A 19,280-nucleotide genomic window follows, 5' to 3' on the forward strand; every position below is an offset into this window, starting at 1 on the left:
CACGATTGACGAAGCTTGCGCTTCATTCGTTTTTGTATTCCGTAGAATACGATTTTTGCCTCATCGTTCAGTTTTCAAAGTTCGTCCGCGCCTGTTTTGGCGACTCAATTAGAATACTAAGTCTGAAACAAGAAGTCAACAACTTTTTTGAAATTGTTTTTTTGTTTGTTTCAAGCGCTTGTCTTTGTTAAGGACATGTAATAATATATCATGCGTTTTATTATTGCGCAACACTTATTTTAAAATTATTTTTAAAATCATGAACAAAACCTCTTGAACCTTACGAATTCGGCTCAAGAGGCTACTTATTCCTTATCAATCCATCAATTGAATGATGCTATGCTGTCGTTCTTCCATTAAATCAACAATGATCATTCTTCCCTGGTCTTCATAAGAAATAACGGGGCGATCAAAGACTGGATTCTTTTGAGCGATTGTTGCAATCTTCCCATTACTCATCAATACGCGATCACCGACTTCAATCGGTAGAAGTAACTGTCCAAGCAACAATACATATTTTGAACAATATTGCATCGGTCGCGCTTTTAAATGACGATATGCGTCAAACGGCGTATACGCTTCCCGGTATGGGCGCCAACTTGTCATTGCAGCAAAAACATCCGCTACAATGAACAATCGAGCATGATCTGCAATCTTATCACCTTTTACCTTTAGAGGATAACCAGATCCATCTAAACGTTCATGATGTTGAACAATCAAACGATTTACCGTGTCGGAGATAATCGTCTCCTTTTGCAAGACTTGATATGCCATTGCCGGGTGACGTTGAAAAATTTCTTGTTGCATCGCTTCATAACGTTTCGTGTGACGCCATTCCATGATCCGCGCTAGTCCGTAATCCGCAAAATAAGATGCCGTCCACAGCTCATGGATCATTTTCCGTTCTTTTCTGACTGCTTCAGCAAGCATCTGGGCAACTGCTCCTCGATAAATGGCATGTCGCACAGTGTAAGCTTCCGTTCCCCGTTCAAGGAAGAATGGCAGAACATCTTGTCTCGTAATTTGTTCCGGGACGGACTGTTTGACCCAACTCAAAGCTTCATACACATTTGGCTTCATCCCCTGTTCCCATGACATGAAGACTTTATTATAGGAGCGAATGAACTCTTCAAAAGGATGTTCTATCTGCGCAGCCACTGTTTCAATCTGTATCTTTTCACCTTCGACAAGATCAGGACGATCCTCGATGGTGACTTCTTTAATCAAAAACCGTTGGATTCGTCGTAACTCGTCGGTTCCAATTTTTTTCCCTGCTTCTACGATCGGATGATCTGTATGTAAGTAGATCGATTCGGTTAAACGATCTCCGATGCGTAATTGGTCACTTGCCACTCGCATATCGCTTCGTTCCTTTCTCTTCTTTCTATATATGTAGATAAAAGCAGCAGAGTGGTATCACTCTGCTGCTTCCTTACTAACGTCTTGCTTACTCTTCCACTTCTTCTGAAGCATCCGATTCGACTACATTCTCTTCTGATACAAGATCCGTATCTTCTTCCGTTTCATCGGTTTCTTCTCGTTTCAGTTTCGCAACCGTTGCAACACGGTCACCTTCTTCAATTCGAATGACCTTCACCCCTTGGGTGTTGCGGCCGACACGTGAAATGTATTGCGAGTCTGTCCGAATAACGATACCGCTCTCTGTCATGATCATGATGTCATCATCGACATCAACGATTCGCATGGCAACGATTTGACCGACGCGATCTGTTACCTTACTCGCGATCAATCCTTTACCACCACGCGATTGACTACGGAACTCGGTCATCGGTGTTCTTTTACCGAATCCTTTTTCCGTAATAACAAGAACATCTTGTGCATCACGTGCAAGTTCCATCCCGACGACGAAATCGTCTGGGCGTAACGTCATCGCTTTGACACCACGAGCACCACGTCCCATCGAGCGGACATTCGTGATTGGGAAACGAATCGCTTTCCCGCTTGTTGAAACAGCAAAGACTTCATCATCCGTCGATGCAAGACGAACGGATGTCAATTCATCGTCTTCAAACAACCGAATCGCAATCAAACCATTTTTGTTGATCCGGGCATATGCGGACAACGGTGAACGTTTGACGCGTCCTTTGCGTGTCATGAAGATCAATGATTTTTGCTCATCTTGAACGACTTCTTCCGTTTCGAGCGCTTCTTCCGTCTCTTCAATCTCTCCTTCAACCACCTCGACAGGTGCTTCAGTTGCTTGTTGCTCCTCAAGATAACGTTTGAAGTTGACTGGAATCATCGTCTCGACCTTTTCATCGCGTTCAATTTGGATGAGGTTGATGATCGGCACACCTTTTGATGTCCGGCTCATCTCCGGTACTTCGTATCCACGAATCCGGTAGACTTTCCCGCGGTTCGTAAAGAATAGAATCGTATCATGCGTCGAACAAGACAAGAGACGCGTAACGTAATCCTCGTCGTTCGTTCCGATTCCTTGAACGCCACGTCCACCGCGGCGCTGTGTCCGGTACGAATCCGTCGTCATCCGTTTGATATAACCACTGCTTGTCAACGTGATGATGATATCCTGTTCCGGAATCAAGTCTTCATCTTCGAATTCGATATGATCCATCCGGATTTCCGTCCGACGCTCGTCGTTGAAACGTTCCTTCAACTCCTCGAGTTCTGTCCGGATCAAATCAAGCAAGACTTCTTCACTCGCAAGGATGCGGTTCAGTTCCGCGATCAATTGCATGATTTCGTCATACTCTGCTTCAATTTTTTCCCGCTCAAGACCTGTCAGGCGTTGCAAGCGCATATCGAGAATCGCTTGTGATTGTTTCTCGGATAACGCAAAACGCTCCATCAACTGTTCACGTGCTGCGTCTGCTGTCCGGTTCCCGCGAATGATTTGAATGACTTCATCCAAATGATCAAGCGCAATCCGTAGACCAGCGAGCAAGTGTTCACGTGCTTCTGCTTTTTCGAGATCGAACTGTGTCCGACGACGAACGATTTCTTTTTGATGCTCGAGGTAATGATAGAGCATTTCCTTGAGCGTCAATGTTTTTGGACGCCCTCCGACGATCGCAAGCATGTTGACACCAAACGTCGTTTGCATTGACGTCTGTTTATACAAGTTGTTTAAGATGACACTTGCATTCGCATCACGACGGACTTCCATGACGATCCGCATACCGCGGCGATCTGACTCATCCCGTAAATCGGTGATACCTTCGATTTTTTTCTCGCGGACGAGATCGGCAATCTTTTCAACGAGGCGGGCTTTGTTGACCTGATAAGGCAACTCCGTCACGATGATCCGTTCCCGGTCTTTTTTCGTCTGTTCGATTCCTGCTTTCGCACGGACGATGATCGAGCCACGTCCTGTCTCATAAGCGCGACGAATCCCGCTACGACCAAGAATTTCACCAGCCGTTGGGAAATCAGGTCCCGGAATGTGCTGCATCAATTCTTGGATCGTGATTTCTGGGTCGTGAGACAGTGCTAAGACACCATCGATGACCTCACCTAACTGGTGCGGCGGAATGTTTGTTGCCATCCCGACCGCGATCCCGCTCGAACCGTTGACGAGCAAGTTCGGGAAGCGCGACGGTAAGACTTCCGGTTCGCGTTCCGAACCATCGTAGTTATCTTTGAAGTCAACTGTGTTTTTGTTGATATCGCGAACGATCTCCATCGCGATTTTTGACATACGAGCTTCCGTATATCGCATCGCAGCCGCCGAGTCTCCATCGACCGAACCGAAGTTTCCGTGTCCATCGACGAGTTCGTAGCGGTAGCTGAAGTCTTGCGCCATGCGGACCATCGTGTCATAGACGGCAGAATCTCCGTGCGGGTGATACTTACCGATGACTTCCCCGACGATACGGGCAGACTTTTTATGTGGTTTATCGGCACGAATACCGAGGTCGTTCATCGCATAGAGAATCCGGCGGTGTCCGGGTTTTAAGCCGTCCCGTACGTCCGGAAGAGCACGTGCGACGATGACGCTCATCGCGTAGTCCATGAAGGACGTACGCATCTCTTGACTGATATTAATATCCTTGATGATTCCGTGATTTTGTTCGGACATGCTTCTGGCCACCCTCTCTGTTCAGCGTTAAATATCCAGGTTCTTGACGTAATGTGCGTGGGATTGAATGAAGTCGCGTCGTGGTTCGACCTGATCTCCCATCAAGATATCGAAGACTTCATCCGCTTCGATCGCATCTTGAAGCTCGACACGCAACATTTGACGACCACTTGGATCCATCGTCGTTTCCCAAAGCTGCTCTGGATCCATCTCTCCAAGACCTTTGTAGCGCTGAATATCGTACCGTGCGTTTTCAGGAAGCGCTGCAAGCGCCTCTGTCAATTCACGTTCGTTATGCACGTACGTGATGTTCTTCCCTTGTTTGATTCCGTATAGCGGTGGCTGAGCGATATAGACGTATCCATGCTCGACAAGCGGACGCATGTAACGGTAGAAGAACGTCAACAAGAGTGTCCGGATGTGGGCACCATCGACATCGGCATCGGTCATGATGATGACTTTGTGGTAGCGTGCCTTCTCGATATTGAACTCAGAACCAATACTTGTCCCGAGAGCCGTGATGATCGTCCGGATCTCATTGCTTCCAAGAATCTTATCAAGACGTGCTTTCTCAACGTTCAAGATTTTACCGCGAATCGGTAAGATTGCTTGGAAATGACGATCACGTCCGGATTTCGCAGAACCACCCGCTGAGTCACCCTCAACGATATACAATTCGGAAATCGACGCATCACGTGACGAACAGTCGGCCAGTTTACCTGGAAGCGAGCTGACTTCAAGAACACCTTTACGGCGTGTCAATTCACGTGCGCGTTTCGCTGCCATCCGGGCGCGCGACGCCATCATCCCTTTTTCGACGATTGCGCGTGCGTTCGTCGGATTTTCAAGCATGAACTGCTCAAATGCACCAGAGAAGAGCGAATCCGTGACCGTACGTGCGTCGGAGTTCCCGAGTTTCGTCTTCGTCTGTCCTTCGAACTGCGGGTTCGGGTGCTTGACGGAAACGATCGCTGTCATCCCTTCCCGTACGTCTTCACCGGACAGTGTACCGTCTGCATCCTTCATCAGACCGAACTTTTTCGCGTAATCATTGATGACGCGTGTCAAAGCTGTCTTGAAGCCGGTCTCGTGCGTACCACCCTCATGCGTCGGGATGTTGTTCGTGAACGAGTAGATGTTTGACGCAAATCCATCGTTGTACTGAAGTGCGACTTCGACTTCGATGCCGTCTTTTGTGCCGTGTACGTAGACAGGTTCTGCGTGAACGACTTCTTTTGAACGGTTTAAGTGTTCGACGTAAGATTTAATCCCACCTTCGTAGTGGAAACTACGCGTCATCGGCTCATCCGCACGATCGTCCGTGATGATGATCTTCAAGCCTTTGTTTAAGAAAGCAAGTTCCCGCAGGCGTGTCGCTAGCAAATCGTAGTCATACTCGAGCGTTTCTTGGAAAATCTCACCGTCTGGGAAGAAACGAATCGTCGTTCCGGTCTCTTCTGATGTTCCAATCACTTCAAGATCTTGTGCTGGTACACCGCGATGATACGCTTGGTAATACAACTTTTCATTCCGTTTGACGAATACTTCAAGTTTCGTCGACAGGGCGTTAACGACCGAGGCCCCAACACCGTGTAATCCACCCGATACTTTATATCCGCCACCGCCGAATTTACCACCGGCGTGGAGGACTGTCAGGATGACCTCAACGGCAGGACGACCCATCTTCTCTTGAATGTCGACTGGAATACCGCGTCCGTTATCCTCGACTAAGATCGAGTTCCCTGGTTCGATCGTGACTTTGATCGTGTCACAGTATCCTGCGAGCGCCTCATCGATCGAGTTATCGACAATCTCCCATACGAGGTGATGGAGACCTTTTGATGCCGTCGAGCCGATATACATCCCTGGACGTTTACGTACTGCTTCTAATCCTTCAAGAACTTGAATCTGATCGGCACCGTATCCTTGTTCCAATTCCATATCTTCATGATTACTCATCGGTTTTCTCACCTACTGTTTCTTTATATGATGTCTCTTCCAAATCGACCGTCCCTTGTTTCACGTGGAACAACTTCGCTTGGTTGATCGTTTCATGCGCAATCCCATCGACGCTTGTCGTCGTCAGGATCGTCTGGACCTTTTGTTGCATCGTATCGAGCAAATGTGTTTGACGATGATCATCAAGCTCGGATAAGACATCGTCGAGTAGAAGAAGTGGATACTCTCCGACTTCCTCGTGAATCAATTCGATCTCTGCAAGCTTTAACGAGAGGGCTGCTGTTCGTTGTTGTCCTTGTGAACCATACGTTTGGACGTTTCGTCCGTTGACTTCCATCTCAAAGTCATCACGATGTGGTCCAAACAACGTAACTCCTCTTCGGATTTCATTTTCTTTTATTTTACCAAACTTCTGCGTGTAGGACGCAGTCATTCCTTCGACATCGAGTAATTCACTGCCAAATGTGTCCGAACGATAGATGAGCGCGAGTTCTTCCTGTCCACGACTAATTCCGTCATGAATCGGTCGTGCCCACTTTTCGAGTTGGGCCATGAAATGATGGCGGCGCTGAACGATTTTAACGGCTAGCGTAATCATTTGCTCCGTCAAGATATCAAGGAAGGTCTCGTCTCCTCCCTTCATGGACAGTTGTTTCAGCAACGCGTTGCGCTGCTGAAACACTTTCAGATACTGACTCAATTCATGCAAATAGACCGGGCTAACTTGACCGATCTCCATATCGAGAAACCGTCGGCGGACTTGTGGACTGCCTTTGACGATATGCAAATCTTCCGGGGCGAATAAAACGATGTTCAGTGCCCCGACATAATCACTCAAGCGTCGTTGCTCTAGATGATTTAGTTTTGCTTTTTTCCCGCGACCCGAGATGACAATCTCCTGGACATGAGAACCTGTTCGTTTGACGACACGTCCTTCGACGCGCGCTGTCTCCTGGTCCCAACCAATCAGTTCCTTATCATGCGTCGTCCGGTGAGACTTCGCGAGAGCGAGAACATAGATCGCTTCCAATAAGTTCGTCTTCCCTTGTGCATTTTCACCAATCAGAACATTCGTCTTTTCGGAGAATGACAGTTCGAGTGCGTCATAGTTGCGATAATGACTGAGTCGGACTGAATCCAGCCGCACGTTAGTTACCCTCGTTCTTGATGATGAACTGACCGTAGTCTTCTACATCAATGATGTCTCCATCCCGTAATTTACGACCACGTCGCTGATCGACTTCGCCGTTGACTAGAATTGGCACCTCTGCTAAAAACGGTTTGGCTTGCCCTCCGCTTGAGATGATATCCGACAGTTTCAGGAACTGCCCTAATGTGACATATTCCGTTGTAATTCTGATTTCTTGCATGGATTGACTCCTCCTACCTACATATTATAAATGACGTACTCTTTATTGTACTAAATATTGAACGATTTAGCAAAATTCCCGAACGTATATACGCTATACGAAAAAGACGGGTCCGATGTCGAAACGATCGAACCCGTCTTGTCACGTGTTTTATGTTGATGCTTACGCCGTCCGGACTGGAAGAATCAGTTGCAAGACGTTATCTTGATCAACTGGATGCAAGATGAATGGACGAATCGAACCCGTGAACTGGATTTCGATATCTGTCGCGTCAAGCGCCTTTAAGGCATCCATCATGTACTTCGAGTTGAACGAGATTTTCAGTTCTTCCCCTTCAAGCGAAAGGATGCTGACTTGCTCCGAGACTTTCCCGACTTCTGGTGAATGCGAAGAAATCTCGACCGCTGTCGTTCCTTCAGCTGCAAACTTGATGACGTTGTTACGGTCCTCACGTGCGAGCAGTGACGCGCGATCAATCGCTTGGAGCAATTCTTTCGCGTTCATGCGGACAGCTGTCCGATACTCTTCTGGAATCAAACGTGATGTATCCGGATAGTTTCCGTCAAGTAGACGTGAGAAGAAGAGGACGTGTTTCATCTTGAACAAGATTTGTTGGTTCGTGATCGTAATATCCACATGACCGTCCCCAAGTAACTTCGATAATTCATTTAAGCTCTTACCAGGAACGATGACGTTCTGGAACGAGATGTCCGTATCTGTCTCAAACTGAGCACGACGCAGGGCTAAACGGTGACTATCCGTTGAGACACACGTCAAGATGCCTTTGTCGGCTGAGAAGTTCACACCTGTGAGAACAGGACGTGTTTCTTGAACAGCGACAGCAAAGCTTGTTTGACGAATCATCGACCGTAAGAGATCAGCCGGTAAACGGAAACGTTGTCCCCCATCGACTTGTGGAAGACGTGGGAACTCATCTGGATCAAGACCGTTTAAATGGAATTCCGCTGTTCCTGACTGAATCCGTGTCATAAAGTTCGGTGAGACTTCAAGTGTCACTTCGTCTTTTGGCATCTTTTTGACGATATCGCCGAAGAAGCGGGCATTCAAGACGACACTACCAGCACGGTGGACCGTGACATAAGACGTTCCGTTCTCTTCTGCATAGATTGTCCGTTCAATCGAGATTTCTGTATCGCTTCCTGTCAGCGTCATGCCATCTCCATGAGCTTCGAGTTTGATCCCTGTCAGAATCGGAATCGTCGTGCGGGATGAGACCGCTTTGGCTACATCTTGTACTGCTTGAATTAAAGCTTCGCGTTGAATGGTGATATGCATATCGTCGTTAGACTCCTCTCGAAAATAATGGGCATGCGCCCATCATAACATAATAATATATTTTTTTAATAATAGTCTTAGGGGCTGTGGATAGTGTGGATAAGTCGGTGGATAACTTGATATAGAGCCAAAAACGGTGTGGATAAGTTGTGGATAACCACCCTACTTTATCCACATGTTTATCCACAGTTTTACGAATGCTTCAACTCATGCTTGATTTGTTCGATGACTTTTCCTGTTTCACCGTCTGATTTGATTAACATACTGATCTTTTCATGGGCATGGATGACGGTGGTATGGTCGCGTCCTCCAAATTCCTCCCCAATCTTCGGTAATGAGCTTTCCGTCATCTCACGCGAAAGATACATCGCGATTTGACGTGGAAAGGCAATCGATTTCGTCCGTTTCTTCGCCTTAAGATCATCAAACGGCAAGTTGAAATGCTTACTGACCGACTCCTGGATGTCACGAATTGTGACTTTACGCGGTTCGGCGACTGGCATGATGTTATGCAAGGCTTCTGCAGCGACATTTGGATCAATCGGTCGTCCGACGAGATTCGCATAAGCGATGACACGCGTCAACGCTCCTTCGAGCTCACGGATATTCGTATCAATCTGACTCGCGATGTAGAGCATGACTTCGTTTGAGACATCAAGCTGTTCAGCATTCGCCTTTTTCCGTAAGATTGCAATCCGTGTCTCGAGATCCGGTGGCGTGATGTCGGTAATCAATCCCCATTCAAAACGAGAACGGAGCCGATCTTCAAGCGTTGGAATCTCTTTTGGCGGTCGGTCACTCGAAATGATGATTTGTTTTTGGTCGTTATGCAGTGCATTAAATGTGTGGAAAAACTCTTCTTGCGTCTGTTCTTTGCCCGCAAGGAACTGGATGTCATCAATTAAGAGGACATCGATGTTACGGTATTTATTTCGAAACTCAACCGTCTTATTATCACGGATGGAGTTAATAAAGTCATTTGTAAAGCGTTCAGAAGAGACATAGGCAATCCGTGTCCCAAGATTTTGATCTTGAACGTACTGTCCGATGGCATGCATCAGATGGGTTTTGCCAAGACCAACGCCACCGTAGATGAAAAGCGGATTATATGCTTTAGCAGGTGCTTCAGCAACAGCCAGTGAAGCGGCGTGTGCAAAACGGTTCCCCGATCCGATGACAAATGTATCGAACGTGTACTTCTCATTTAATTGTCCAAGTTCACTCATCGTCAGTTCATCTGTCGGTTTGCGCGTGTTCAATGGACGTGATTTTGGAGCCGGTGTTGCTTCGATCCGTTCCTCTTCTTGTCGATCGAGCATTTTCTTCGCTTGTCCCTCTTCAATGAACTGAATATCGAGTCGGCTTCCGGTTACTTCCTCAACTGTGTCTTCGAGTAAAGATAAGTACTGGCGCTCAAGCCACGTCACCGTAAATGCAGCCGGTGCTGAAACGAGTAAAGTCGTTCCATTTAGCGTAACGCCTTCTGTGGACTTCAACCACATATCATAACTGGCTTTCGGTGTTCGTTCCTCTTCCTCAATCACAGATAAGACATTATGCCAAAGTTCGGCAGCGTTTTTCATAAATACCCCCCTTTTTTATCAAGATAGAAAAAATTTGTACACAGGCTTATACACAGACAAAGTTAATGAAGAAACTCGACTTATCCCCATAACGTAAAAACTGTGGATAACGTTATCCACAGGCAGTTGAATCTGTGTATAAAGTTATCCACAGGGTGTGTATAACTTGTTTTGTCCTAAGCGATCAGGATCATGTTATGCACAATTAGTGTATCAAAAGAAATAAGCTCTGGCAATGGTTGGAATGATTTATCCACAAGTAAATTCAATCGTCCACAGGTAGTTACCCACAAGCTGTGGATAGTGTGGATAAATTGTGGATAAGAGGTGGATAACTTTTTGAAAGAGGAAGCGTTAAAAAAGAGTTATTCACAAAATACAAAAGAAGTGGAAAAAGGAAATCCAAAATCGAGGATTGACGTCGATTTTAAAAAATACTATCGTAGACAAAGTGAAGAGTTATCCACGGAAAGTGTGGATAATGTGGATAAGTCTGTGGATAGGTGGATAAGTCTATCAATCTGTTCTTTGTGATCCAGTCGCATTCTATTGTGTAATAGAGTTTGCATGCTGGAATCCTATCGCCTGTTTTTAAGAAACAAACCTTTACGCAAGGCGAGAAATCTTCCGAACTTTCATTGACAATGCCACAATCAGTTTATATAATGTACAAGACTGCCTTAAAGTAGAAAATAACAATTGGTTATAAAGATCTTTTAAAGGAGGTGCAGACGAATGAAACCAACTTTCAACCCAAACAACCGTAAGCGTAAAAAAGTTCACGGATTCCGTGCGCGTATGGCTACGAAGAGTGGCCGCCGTATCTTGGCTGCTCGCCGTCTTAAGGGCCGCAAAGCCTTGACTGTCTAATGCATTGATGCATCCATCACTTCGGGCATGATCCGAGGTGATTTTTTTTTATGTTTTTTAGTGTGTTCGTGCTTTTGTCACATGCGACCTATCGCGTCGCATGTTTATTCTATGATATGATGAGAGACGACGAATTTTCGTAGTGTCAGGATGGAGTGTGAATAAGGTGAAGAAGGAATACCGCGTCAAGAAAGACAAGGAGTTCCAAGCGGTGTTTACTAAAGGAGCCTCTGTCGCAAATCGGCAATTTGTCGTGTATGCCTTGAAAAAGGAGCAACAGACTCACTTTCGGGTTGGTTTATCCGTCAGCAAGAAAATCGGGAATGCCGTCGTCCGGAATCAGGTGAAACGGTATCTTCGGGAAGCATGCCAGCAGCATGAAGCCTCGATTGCCCCGAATTATGATTTGGTGATCATCGCGCGCAATCCGGCCGCTAAGATGACCGCGCAAGAAGTGGCTGACAGTCTCCGTCACGTCCTCAAACGTTCCGGTGTCTGGATGCGATCAAAAAAATGAATCGTAGCAATGCATCCTGTTGATTTGTACGGCGCTCCCTTTCCTTGCCTTACTATAGAAGAAGATGGCGTTCGACAAAGCGTAAACAATTTCTAGGAGGAATTATGAACAAGAGAACTAAGATTTGGTTAACTCTCGGGCTCATGTCTGTGCTCGCGATCGTGTTATCAGGTTGTGCACCGACGAACTATGGCGCACACGAAGAGATCACAGCAAATACTGATGGTTTTTGGAAACATTATTTTGTTTGGCCGATGGCGTGGTTGATTCGCGAAATTTCGCATCTTGTCGGAAATGATTTCGGAATCGGAATCATCATCACGACACTTCTCGTTCGTCTTGTCATCCTTCCGTTGATGATCAAACAAACGAAGAGTATGGGTGGAATGCAAGTCATTCAGCCTGAAATGGTGAAACTTCGTGAGAAATACAGCTCAAAAGACCAAGAGACGCAACAGAAATTGCAACAGGAAATGATGAAGCTTTACCAAGAGCATAACGTCAATCCGCTTGCTGGCTGTTTACCGATCTTGATCCAAATGCCGATCTTGATTGCGTTCTATAACGCCATTATTTATACGCCGGCTATTTTCCAACACACATTCCTTTGGTTTAACCTCGGAAAACCGGATCCATTCTTCATCTTGCCGATCATGTCTGCGGTACTAACGTATCTACAGCAAAAAATCTCGATGGCAGGTCAAGAAGACAATCCACAAATGAAAATCATGCTCTACGTCTTCCCGATCATGATCTTCATCATGGGGGTCACACTCCCATCTGCCCTTTCTCTTTATTGGGTCGTCGGTTACATCTTCTCGATCATCGTCACGGTCGTCATCATGAAGCCAATGCGTGAAAAGATCAAAGTGCAGACAGAGGCAACACTTGCAGCAAAACGCGATAAGGAAGCGGCGCAAGCAGCTCCGGCTCCTAAAAAATCGAAAAAGAAACGCTAATACGTGAAGAGCGACGCTTTGTTTTGACAGAGTGTCGCTCTTTTTCTTTTGCGTCATTTCGTGTATAGTTGTTTCGTTATACCCATTGCAACGATTAAGGATTGAACACGTATAAAAAGACAGAAGAAAAACGAGGTGGAAGAACGGATGATGGAATTTGATACGATTGCCGCGATTTCGACGCCGATGGGAGAAGGGGCGATTGCGATCGTGCGCTTATCGGGTCCTGATGCAGTCGCTGTAGCCGACCGCGTCTATAAAGGAACCAACCGCTTGACGGAAGTACCAACCCATACGATTCATTACGGGAAATTGGTCGATCACGAGGCGGATCGTGTTGTTGATGAAGTGATGGTGAGTGTCATGCGCGCACCAAAGACGTTCACACGTGAAGATGTCATCGAATTGAATTGTCATGGAGGAGTCGTCGCGGTCAATCGTGTCCTCGAACTCATCCTCGCACAACCGGAAGTCCGATTAGCGGAACCGGGTGAATTCACGAAACGCGCGTTCTTGAACGGACGAATCGATTTGTCGCAGGCGGAAGCTGTCATGGATCTCATCCGCGCGAAGACGGATCGAGCGATGCATGTCGCCGTCAGTCAAATTGAAGGGCGTCTCTCAAAACTCGTCCAAGACTTACGTCAACAACTGTTGCAGACGATTGCTGCGATCGAAGTCAACATCGATTACCCGGAATATGACGCAGAAGAGATGACACAACAGATCGTCGAACGTGACGCTGGAGCTGTCCGCGCGATTCTGGCAGAGTTATTAACAACGGCACGCCAAGGAAAAATCCTTCGTGAAGGGTTATCCACAGCGATCATCGGTCGTCCGAACGTCGGTAAATCGTCTTTGCTCAACACATTGGTGCAAGAAGCGAAGGCCATCGTCACGGATATCGCGGGAACGACACGCGATACGATCGAGGAGTACGTCAATGTTCGTGGTGTACCACTAAAGTTGATTGATACGGCAGGGATTCGAGAGACGGAAGATATCGTCGAACGGATGGGTGTCGAAAAGTCGCGTCAGGCTTTAAAGACGGCCGATTTGATCTTACTCGTCCTAAACGGGAACGATGTCCTAACGGATGAGGACGTTTTGCTGTTTGAAGCGATTAAAGGGATGAACGCGATCATCATCGTCAACAAGAGTGACTTGGCGCAACAGATTGATTTGGTACGTGTCACGGAACTTGCCGATGGTCGACCAATCGTTACGACGTCCTTGCTCGAAGAAGCAGGGGTCAACGATCTTGAAGCGGCGATTGCGAGTCTGTTCTTTGAACAGGGTGTCGAGAGTCAAGATATGACGTACGTCTCGAATGCACGACATATCCAACTGATCAAACGCGCGAGTCAAATGATTGAAGATGCCCTCGGTGCAGCAGAAGCAGCGATGCCGATTGACATGGTACAGATCGATTTACGACGGGCATGGGACACGCTCGGCGAAATCAATGGAGATACAGCACAGGATAGTTTATTGGATCAGTTGTTTTCGCAGTTCTGTCTCGGGAAATAATTCGAGACGACTGCGTGTGGAATAAGAAGGAGGAACCAGTACTATGGCTTATCAAGCAGGTGAATTCGACGTCATCGTCGTCGGAGCCGGACATGCCGGCATCGAAGCCTCTCTTGCTGCGGCACGAATGGGCTCGAAAACGGTCATGTTGACAATGAATCCCGATATGGTCGGATTCATGTATTGCAACCCGTCGATCGGTGGTCCTGCAAAAGGGATCGTCGTCCGGGAAATCGATGCGCTCGGTGGTGAAATGGCACGCGCAATCGATGCAACGTATATTCAAATGAAAATGTTAAACACGTCAAAAGGACCTGCCGTGCGAGCATTACGGGCGCAGGCGGATAAATTCGAATACCAAAACCGGATGAAAAAAGCGCTTGAGGATGAGCCGAATTTGCTCTTACGTCAAGCGCTCGTCGAACGGTTATTGATTGACGATGAAGGACGTTGCGTTGGTGTCGTCACGAATACTGGAGCGGAATACCGAGCGAAAGCGGTCATCATCACGACAGGAACGTTCATGCGTGGGAAAATCATCATCGGTGAATTGTCGTACGAGAGTGGTCCGAACAATCAGATGCCATCGATCAATCTATCGAAACATCTTGAAGAACTTGGATTTGAGCTCGCACGTTTCAAGACAGGTACACCACCGCGAATCGACGGGAAAACGATCGATTACTCGAAGACGGAGATCCAACCAGGTGACGAAGTAGCGCTTCCGTTTAGTCATGAAACGACACAGATGATCACGGAACAAATTCCATGCTGGTTGACGTATACGACGGAGTATACGCATCAGTTGATCGATGCGAATCTACACCGTTCACCGATGTTCTCTGGGATGATTAAAGGGACAGGTCCCCGTTATTGCCCATCGATCGAAGATAAGGTCGTCCGGTTCAACGATAAACCGCGTCACCAAATCTTCCTTGAGCCAGAAGGTCGCGATACGGAAGAAGTCTACGTGCAAGGGTTATCGACAAGTTTACCGGAAGACGTTCAACACGATATTCTCCGCTCGATTCCTGGGCTTGAGAATTCAGAAATGATGCGTCCTGGTTATGCGATTGAATACGATGCTGTCGTTCCGACACAACTCTGGCCAACGCTCGAAACAAAACGTGTTCCTGGTTTATTCACAGCGGGTCAAATCAACGGAACAAGTGGTTATGAGGAAGCAGCGGGACAAGGGATCATGGCAGGAATCAATGCTGGACTACAAGTCCAAGGCAAAGAACCACTCATCTTGTCACGTTCACAAGGCTATATCGGTGTCATGATCGATGATCTCGTCACGAAAGGTACGAACGAACCGTACCGCCTCTTGACGTCACGTGCCGAGTACCGCTTGTTGCTCCGTCATGATAATGCGGATCTTCGTCTGTCGGAAATCGGACATGAACTCGGTTTGATCTCGGAAGAACGCCAAGCGAAGTTGCTCGACAAACAAGAGCAAATCCGTCTTGAGATGAAACGTCTTGAGAAGGTCGTCATCAAAGCGACACCGGCCGTGAATGCACAGCTAGAAGCGATTGGTGCATCGCCACTTAAGGAAGCCTTGCATGCGATCACGTTGCTGAAACGCCCGGAAATCACATATGCGATGATTGCGCAGATGACACCACCGGAAACACCATTGTCTGCAGAAGCAGCAGAACAAGTCGAAATCCAAGTCAAATATGCCGGCTACATCGATAAACAACTCGATCAAGTCGAAAAAATGATGCGGATGGAGCAAAAACGGATTCCGGATCGTCTCGATTACGATGCGATCAGTGGATTAGCGATTGAAGCGAAACAAAAACTAAACCAAGTGCGTCCGCTCTCGATCGGACAAGCATCCCGGATTTCAGGGGTTAATCCGTCTGATATCTCGATCTTGCTTGTCTATATCGAACAAGGCCAATACGCATTGACTGCGGAGTGAACGAGATGAACCAACAGCAATTCGTAACAGCATTGGCAGCACAGGGACTTGAGGTCTCAGAACATCAGTTGCATCAATTCAAGCGGTATTATGAACTGCTCGTCGAGTGGAATGAAAAGATGAACCTGACGGCGATTACCGATGAAGAAGATGTCTATTTAAAGCACTTCTATGACTCGATCACAGCAGCGTTCTATTTTGATTTCACGGCAGTCACGACGGTTTGTGATGTCGGAGCAGGTGCTGGGTTCCCGAGTCTGCCGATCAAAATCATGTTCCCGCACCTTCAAGTGACGATCGTCGATTCACTGAACAAACGAATCGGCTTCCTGAATCATTTAGCGACGGAACTTGGACTCGAAGGTGTCGCGTTCCATCATGGACGCGCAGAAGAGTTCGGTAAAAATAAACAATTCCGCGAACGATTTGACGTCGTGACCGCACGTGCGGTTGCCCGGATGTCCGTTCTCGCGGAATATTGCCTACCACTTGCGAAAGTCGGAGGACAATTCGTTGCCTTGAAGGCGGCGAAAGTCAGTGAAGAGCTTGAGGATGGTGCGATTGCCTTAAAAGTACTCGGTGGGAATTTACGGGAAAGTTTCCAGTTCCAATTGCCAGGCGAGGAAAGTGAGCGTAATATCGTTATTGTAGATAAAAAACGAACAACACCCGGGAAATATCCGCGTAAAGCGGGAACGCCTGCGAAAGATCCATTAAGCTAAACACCGTTTCACGTGAAACGATGACTGATAAAGGTGAGGTGCGCCAACGTGAGAAATGCAATTGCCAAACTGCTCGGTAAACCTGCTACGATCGAGCTTGACCCCCAAGAGACGGTTCAGGAATTACCATTGACAGAACTTGTCGCGAATCAGTTCCAACCACGGACTGTGTTTGACGGGGACCGAATTGAAGAACTAGCGGTTACGATCGAAGAGCACGGGTTACTCCAGCCGATCGTCGTTCGAAAACAAGGAACAGGGTACGAAATCATTGCCGGAGAACGACGGTACCGAGCAGTGCGCTCGCTTGGCTGGGAAACGATTCCTGCCATCGTCAAAGAGATGACGGACGAGACGACTGCTTCCCTGGCATTGATTGAAAATCTGCAACGCGAAGACTTGACACCAATCGAAGAAGCGGAAGCTTATGAGCGTTTGCTTGCATTACAAGACATCACGCAAGAAGTGTTAGCCCGTAAGCTCGGACGTAGTCAGTCGACGATTGCCAACAAATTACGTTTGCTCCGATTGCCAATGGATGTCCGGGAAGCATTGAAGCAACGGACAATCACGGAACGTCACGCCCGAGCGTTATTGCCACTTAAGGATGAAGCGTTACAAGTAACGGTACTCGCTGAAATTCTGGAACGGGAATGGAACGTCAAGGAGACGGAGCGCCGGGTGGAACGATTGATGACACCACAGCCACCGAAGAAAAAACGTCATAAAAGCTTTGCACGAGATACACGAATCGCGTTAAACACCTTGCGGGATTCCGTCGATATGATCGAGCAGACTGGATTGACGATCGAAAAAGAAGAAGTCGATTGCGAAGAATATGTAGAGGTGCGAATTCGCATCGTGAAGGCACGTCCGGAATAAGCGGTCGTGCCTTCCGCTACGTTTAGGAGAGAAAGCACGTGAATGAATTACCTGTTCGGGCGATTCGCCCGAATCCGACTCAACCTCGGAAACGATTCAATGAAAAAGCATTAGAAGAGTTAGCCCAATCGCTCGTTCGTCACGGGATGATCCAACCGATCGTCGTCCGACCACGAGATGGCTATTACGAAATCATCGCCGGTGAACGGCGCTATCAGGCGGCGAGTCGCGCAGGATTCGAACGTGTACCGGTCCTTGTGATTGAAGCAGACGAGACACGCGTCATGGAGCTCGCCTTGATCGAAAACATCCAACGAGCAGACTTATCTGCAATTGAAGAAGCGATGGCATATGCGGAGATGATCGAGGAATTCGGCATTACGCAAGCAGAGCTTGCACAGCGTGTCGGGAAAAGTCGTTCGCACATTACGAACAGCCTTCGACTGTTACAGTTGCCATTGCTCGTTCAACAAGCGGTCATGGACGAACGGTTGTCGATGGGACATGCCCGCGCGCTCCTGTCGCTGAAACATCCAAAGAAGATCGAACAGATGGCAGAACGGGTCATGGCGGAGAACTGGAACGTCCGTCGGTTAGAGCAGGCGCTTCGGGAACGTAAGGAAGCCGCCCGTCCGCAACAAGCGACCGCTGTTCAATTCGTCGAGGAATCACTTCGCGAAAAATACGGGGCGACCGTTCGGATTAAACAAGGAAAACAAGCAGGGAAACTCGAGATCGATTTTATAGACGAAGACGACCTCAATCGGTTGCTCGACTTGTTGTTACCTGAATCGGATCACTAAAAAGAAGCGATCCGGGCGACGGTTCGCTTCTTTTTGCTTACATTGAACGCGGCGTGAAAGAAATCGTCGTCCGTGTGGATTCAGCGGAGAGTTTCGCATCAAGTAAGTGGAAGCTGTTCGCGACGAGTTCCGCTAGTTCATAAACAAGGTGTAACCGTGTGTTCTGGAGAATCATCATCTCCATGAATCCACTGACGTTGACGACAGCCTTAATGTTGAAGTCACCGACCGCAGGCAATTCTTTTTGGACGCCGGCGCCGGGTGCGAGTGGACCTTCCGAGAAAAAGACATGTCCGACACTTGAAAGGCGACCGAGACACGCATCGATCGCGATGACGAGTGGACGGTAATGGGTCGTTTGGATCGAGTGAATGGTTTCTGCGAGATTCAGTGCATGGACGGGTTTAGCGAGTGTACCGTAAACGTGAAGATGAGCAGGCGCTTGTTTCTCGAGGAATGTCCCAACGAGTGGACCGAGTGAGTCACCTGTCGAACGATCAGAACCAATGCAGACGAGTACGATCGGACGTTTTTCTTGGACGGCAGAGACTTGTTCGAATAATTGTTCAGCTAAGCGTTCTTTCGCGAACGGTTCCGTATATTCTAAAAAGAAAGAATAGGGCTTGGGCTCGTGCGAATGAAAGCGGAAGTTCATCGAAATCATCCTTTCTTCTCTTGATGTCGGTGTCGTGGTGGATTGGCAAGAGTGAAGGGTTCTTAGATGATTTTCCTTTCCCGGTTTTTCCAGAAATCTAACGTCAAAATCGGCTCTTTGGTTGAAACTCGATTAAAATCA

General features: G+C 47.5%; 16 protein-coding genes. 8 read left to right on the top strand and 8 right to left on the bottom strand.

Annotated elements, in window-relative coordinates; translation table 11 throughout:
* Window positions 1–315: 315 nt before the first annotated feature.
* The 7 genes from ASG02_RS14235 to dnaA form a co-directional block, all read right to left on the bottom strand.
* Entirely contained in the window at window positions 316–1,359 is a 1,044-nt protein-coding gene (locus tag ASG02_RS14235) for an HD-GYP domain-containing protein (protein WP_056064602.1), read from the bottom strand.
* A gap of 88 nt (window positions 1,360–1,447) precedes the next feature.
* Window positions 1,448–4,060 (bottom strand): DNA gyrase subunit A, encoded by a 2,613-nt coding sequence (gyrA, locus tag ASG02_RS14240; protein WP_056064605.1) that lies wholly within the window; start codon window positions 4,058–4,060, stop codon window positions 1,448–1,450.
* Window positions 4,061–4,087: 27 nt separating this feature from the next.
* Window positions 4,088–6,001, bottom strand: a complete 1,914-nt coding sequence (gene gyrB, locus ASG02_RS14245) for a DNA topoisomerase (ATP-hydrolyzing) subunit B (RefSeq protein WP_200864062.1) — start codon at window positions 5,999–6,001, stop codon at window positions 4,088–4,090.
* A gap of 10 nt (window positions 6,002–6,011) precedes the next feature.
* Complete coding sequence (recF, locus tag ASG02_RS14250) at window positions 6,012–7,166, bottom strand: DNA replication/repair protein RecF (protein WP_056064608.1); 1,155 nt, start codon at window positions 7,164–7,166, stop codon at window positions 6,012–6,014.
* 1 nt (window position 7,167) lies between these two features.
* Window positions 7,168–7,389, bottom strand: coding sequence for a S4 domain-containing protein YaaA (gene yaaA, locus ASG02_RS14255; RefSeq protein ID WP_023469865.1), 222 nt, complete (start codon window positions 7,387–7,389; stop codon window positions 7,168–7,170).
* Between the two features lie 162 nt (window positions 7,390–7,551).
* Window positions 7,552–8,685 (bottom strand): DNA polymerase III subunit beta, encoded by a 1,134-nt coding sequence (dnaN, locus tag ASG02_RS14260; RefSeq protein WP_023469864.1) that lies wholly within the window; start codon window positions 8,683–8,685, stop codon window positions 7,552–7,554.
* A gap of 191 nt (window positions 8,686–8,876) precedes the next feature.
* Window positions 8,877–10,268, bottom strand: coding sequence for a chromosomal replication initiator protein DnaA (gene dnaA / locus ASG02_RS14265; protein WP_056064610.1), 1,392 nt, complete (start codon window positions 10,266–10,268; stop codon window positions 8,877–8,879).
* A 735-nt stretch (window positions 10,269–11,003) separates the two neighbouring features.
* Between dnaA and rpmH the strand changes: the two genes are divergently transcribed.
* The 8 genes from rpmH (at window position 11,004) to ASG02_RS14310 (ending at window position 18,484) form a co-directional block, all read left to right on the top strand.
* Window positions 11,004–11,138, top strand: coding sequence for a 50S ribosomal protein L34 (gene rpmH / locus ASG02_RS14275; RefSeq protein WP_012371910.1), 135 nt, complete (start codon window positions 11,004–11,006; stop codon window positions 11,136–11,138).
* Window positions 11,139–11,304: 166 nt separating this feature from the next.
* Window positions 11,305–11,655 (top strand): ribonuclease P protein component, encoded by a 351-nt coding sequence (gene rnpA / locus ASG02_RS14280; RefSeq protein WP_023469862.1) that lies wholly within the window; start codon window positions 11,305–11,307, stop codon window positions 11,653–11,655.
* 104 nt (window positions 11,656–11,759) lie between these two features.
* Window positions 11,760–12,614 (top strand): membrane protein insertase YidC, encoded by an 855-nt coding sequence (gene yidC / locus ASG02_RS14285; protein ID WP_035411724.1) that lies wholly within the window; start codon window positions 11,760–11,762, stop codon window positions 12,612–12,614.
* Window positions 12,615–12,761: 147 nt separating this feature from the next.
* Window positions 12,762–14,144: a tRNA uridine-5-carboxymethylaminomethyl(34) synthesis GTPase MnmE gene (mnmE, locus tag ASG02_RS14290; RefSeq protein WP_056064613.1), complete on the top strand. Its 1,383-nt coding sequence runs from the start codon at window positions 12,762–12,764 to the stop codon at window positions 14,142–14,144.
* Between the two features lie 43 nt (window positions 14,145–14,187).
* Window positions 14,188–16,077: a tRNA uridine-5-carboxymethylaminomethyl(34) synthesis enzyme MnmG gene (mnmG, locus tag ASG02_RS14295; protein ID WP_056064617.1), complete on the top strand. Its 1,890-nt coding sequence runs from the start codon at window positions 14,188–14,190 to the stop codon at window positions 16,075–16,077.
* Window positions 16,078–16,082: 5 nt separating this feature from the next.
* Complete coding sequence (rsmG, locus tag ASG02_RS14300; protein ID WP_056064620.1) at window positions 16,083–16,799, top strand: 16S rRNA (guanine(527)-N(7))-methyltransferase RsmG; 717 nt, start codon at window positions 16,083–16,085, stop codon at window positions 16,797–16,799.
* Between the two features lie 48 nt (window positions 16,800–16,847).
* The gene (gene noc, locus ASG02_RS14305; RefSeq protein ID WP_035411731.1) at window positions 16,848–17,681 is read left to right on the top strand and encodes a nucleoid occlusion protein; all 834 of its coding nucleotides are present in this window, start codon (window positions 16,848–16,850) and stop codon (window positions 17,679–17,681) included.
* 38 nt (window positions 17,682–17,719) lie between these two features.
* Window positions 17,720–18,484 carry a ParB/RepB/Spo0J family partition protein gene (locus ASG02_RS14310; protein ID WP_035411733.1) on the top strand — a complete coding sequence of 255 codons (765 nt, stop codon included), beginning with the start codon at window positions 17,720–17,722 and terminating at the stop codon, window positions 18,482–18,484.
* A 37-nt stretch (window positions 18,485–18,521) separates the two neighbouring features.
* Here ASG02_RS14310 and yyaC read toward each other — a convergent pair whose 3' ends face one another.
* Entirely contained in the window at window positions 18,522–19,139 is a 618-nt protein-coding gene (yyaC, locus tag ASG02_RS14315) for a spore protease YyaC (protein WP_035412220.1), read from the bottom strand.
* Window positions 19,140–19,280: the final 141 nt, after the last annotated feature.

This window comes from Exiguobacterium sp. Leaf196 (assembly GCF_001423965.1).
In the GTDB taxonomy this organism is placed as follows: Bacteria; Bacillota; Bacilli; order Exiguobacteriales; family Exiguobacteriaceae; genus Exiguobacterium_A.

Excerpts from the sequence above, each read along its gene's own strand:
- ASG02_RS14235 (WP_056064602.1), bottom strand. The coding sequence starts at position 1,359 with ATGCGAGTGGCAAGTGACCAATTACGCATCGGAGATCGTTTAACCGAA.
- gyrA (WP_056064605.1), bottom strand. The coding sequence starts at position 4,060 with ATGTCCGAACAAAATCACGGAATCATCAAGGATATTAATATCAGTCAA.
- gyrB (WP_200864062.1), bottom strand. The coding sequence starts at position 6,001 with ATGGAATTGGAACAAGGATACGGTGCCGATCAGATTCAAGTTCTTGAA.
- yaaA (WP_023469865.1), bottom strand. The coding sequence starts at position 7,389 with ATGCAAGAAATCAGAATTACAACGGAATATGTCACATTAGGGCAGTTC.
- dnaN (WP_023469864.1), bottom strand. The coding sequence starts at position 8,685 with ATGCATATCACCATTCAACGCGAAGCTTTAATTCAAGCAGTACAAGAT.
- dnaA (WP_056064610.1), bottom strand. The coding sequence starts at position 10,268 with ATGAAAAACGCTGCCGAACTTTGGCATAATGTCTTATCTGTGATTGAG.
- rpmH (WP_012371910.1), top strand. The coding sequence starts at position 11,004 with ATGAAACCAACTTTCAACCCAAACAACCGTAAGCGTAAAAAAGTTCAC.
- yidC (WP_035411724.1), top strand. The coding sequence starts at position 11,760 with ATGAACAAGAGAACTAAGATTTGGTTAACTCTCGGGCTCATGTCTGTG.
- mnmE (WP_056064613.1), top strand. The coding sequence starts at position 12,762 with ATGATGGAATTTGATACGATTGCCGCGATTTCGACGCCGATGGGAGAA.
- mnmG (WP_056064617.1), top strand. The coding sequence starts at position 14,188 with ATGGCTTATCAAGCAGGTGAATTCGACGTCATCGTCGTCGGAGCCGGA.
- rsmG (WP_056064620.1), top strand. The coding sequence starts at position 16,083 with ATGAACCAACAGCAATTCGTAACAGCATTGGCAGCACAGGGACTTGAG.
- yyaC (WP_035412220.1), bottom strand. The coding sequence starts at position 19,139 with ATGAACTTCCGCTTTCATTCGCACGAGCCCAAGCCCTATTCTTTCTTT.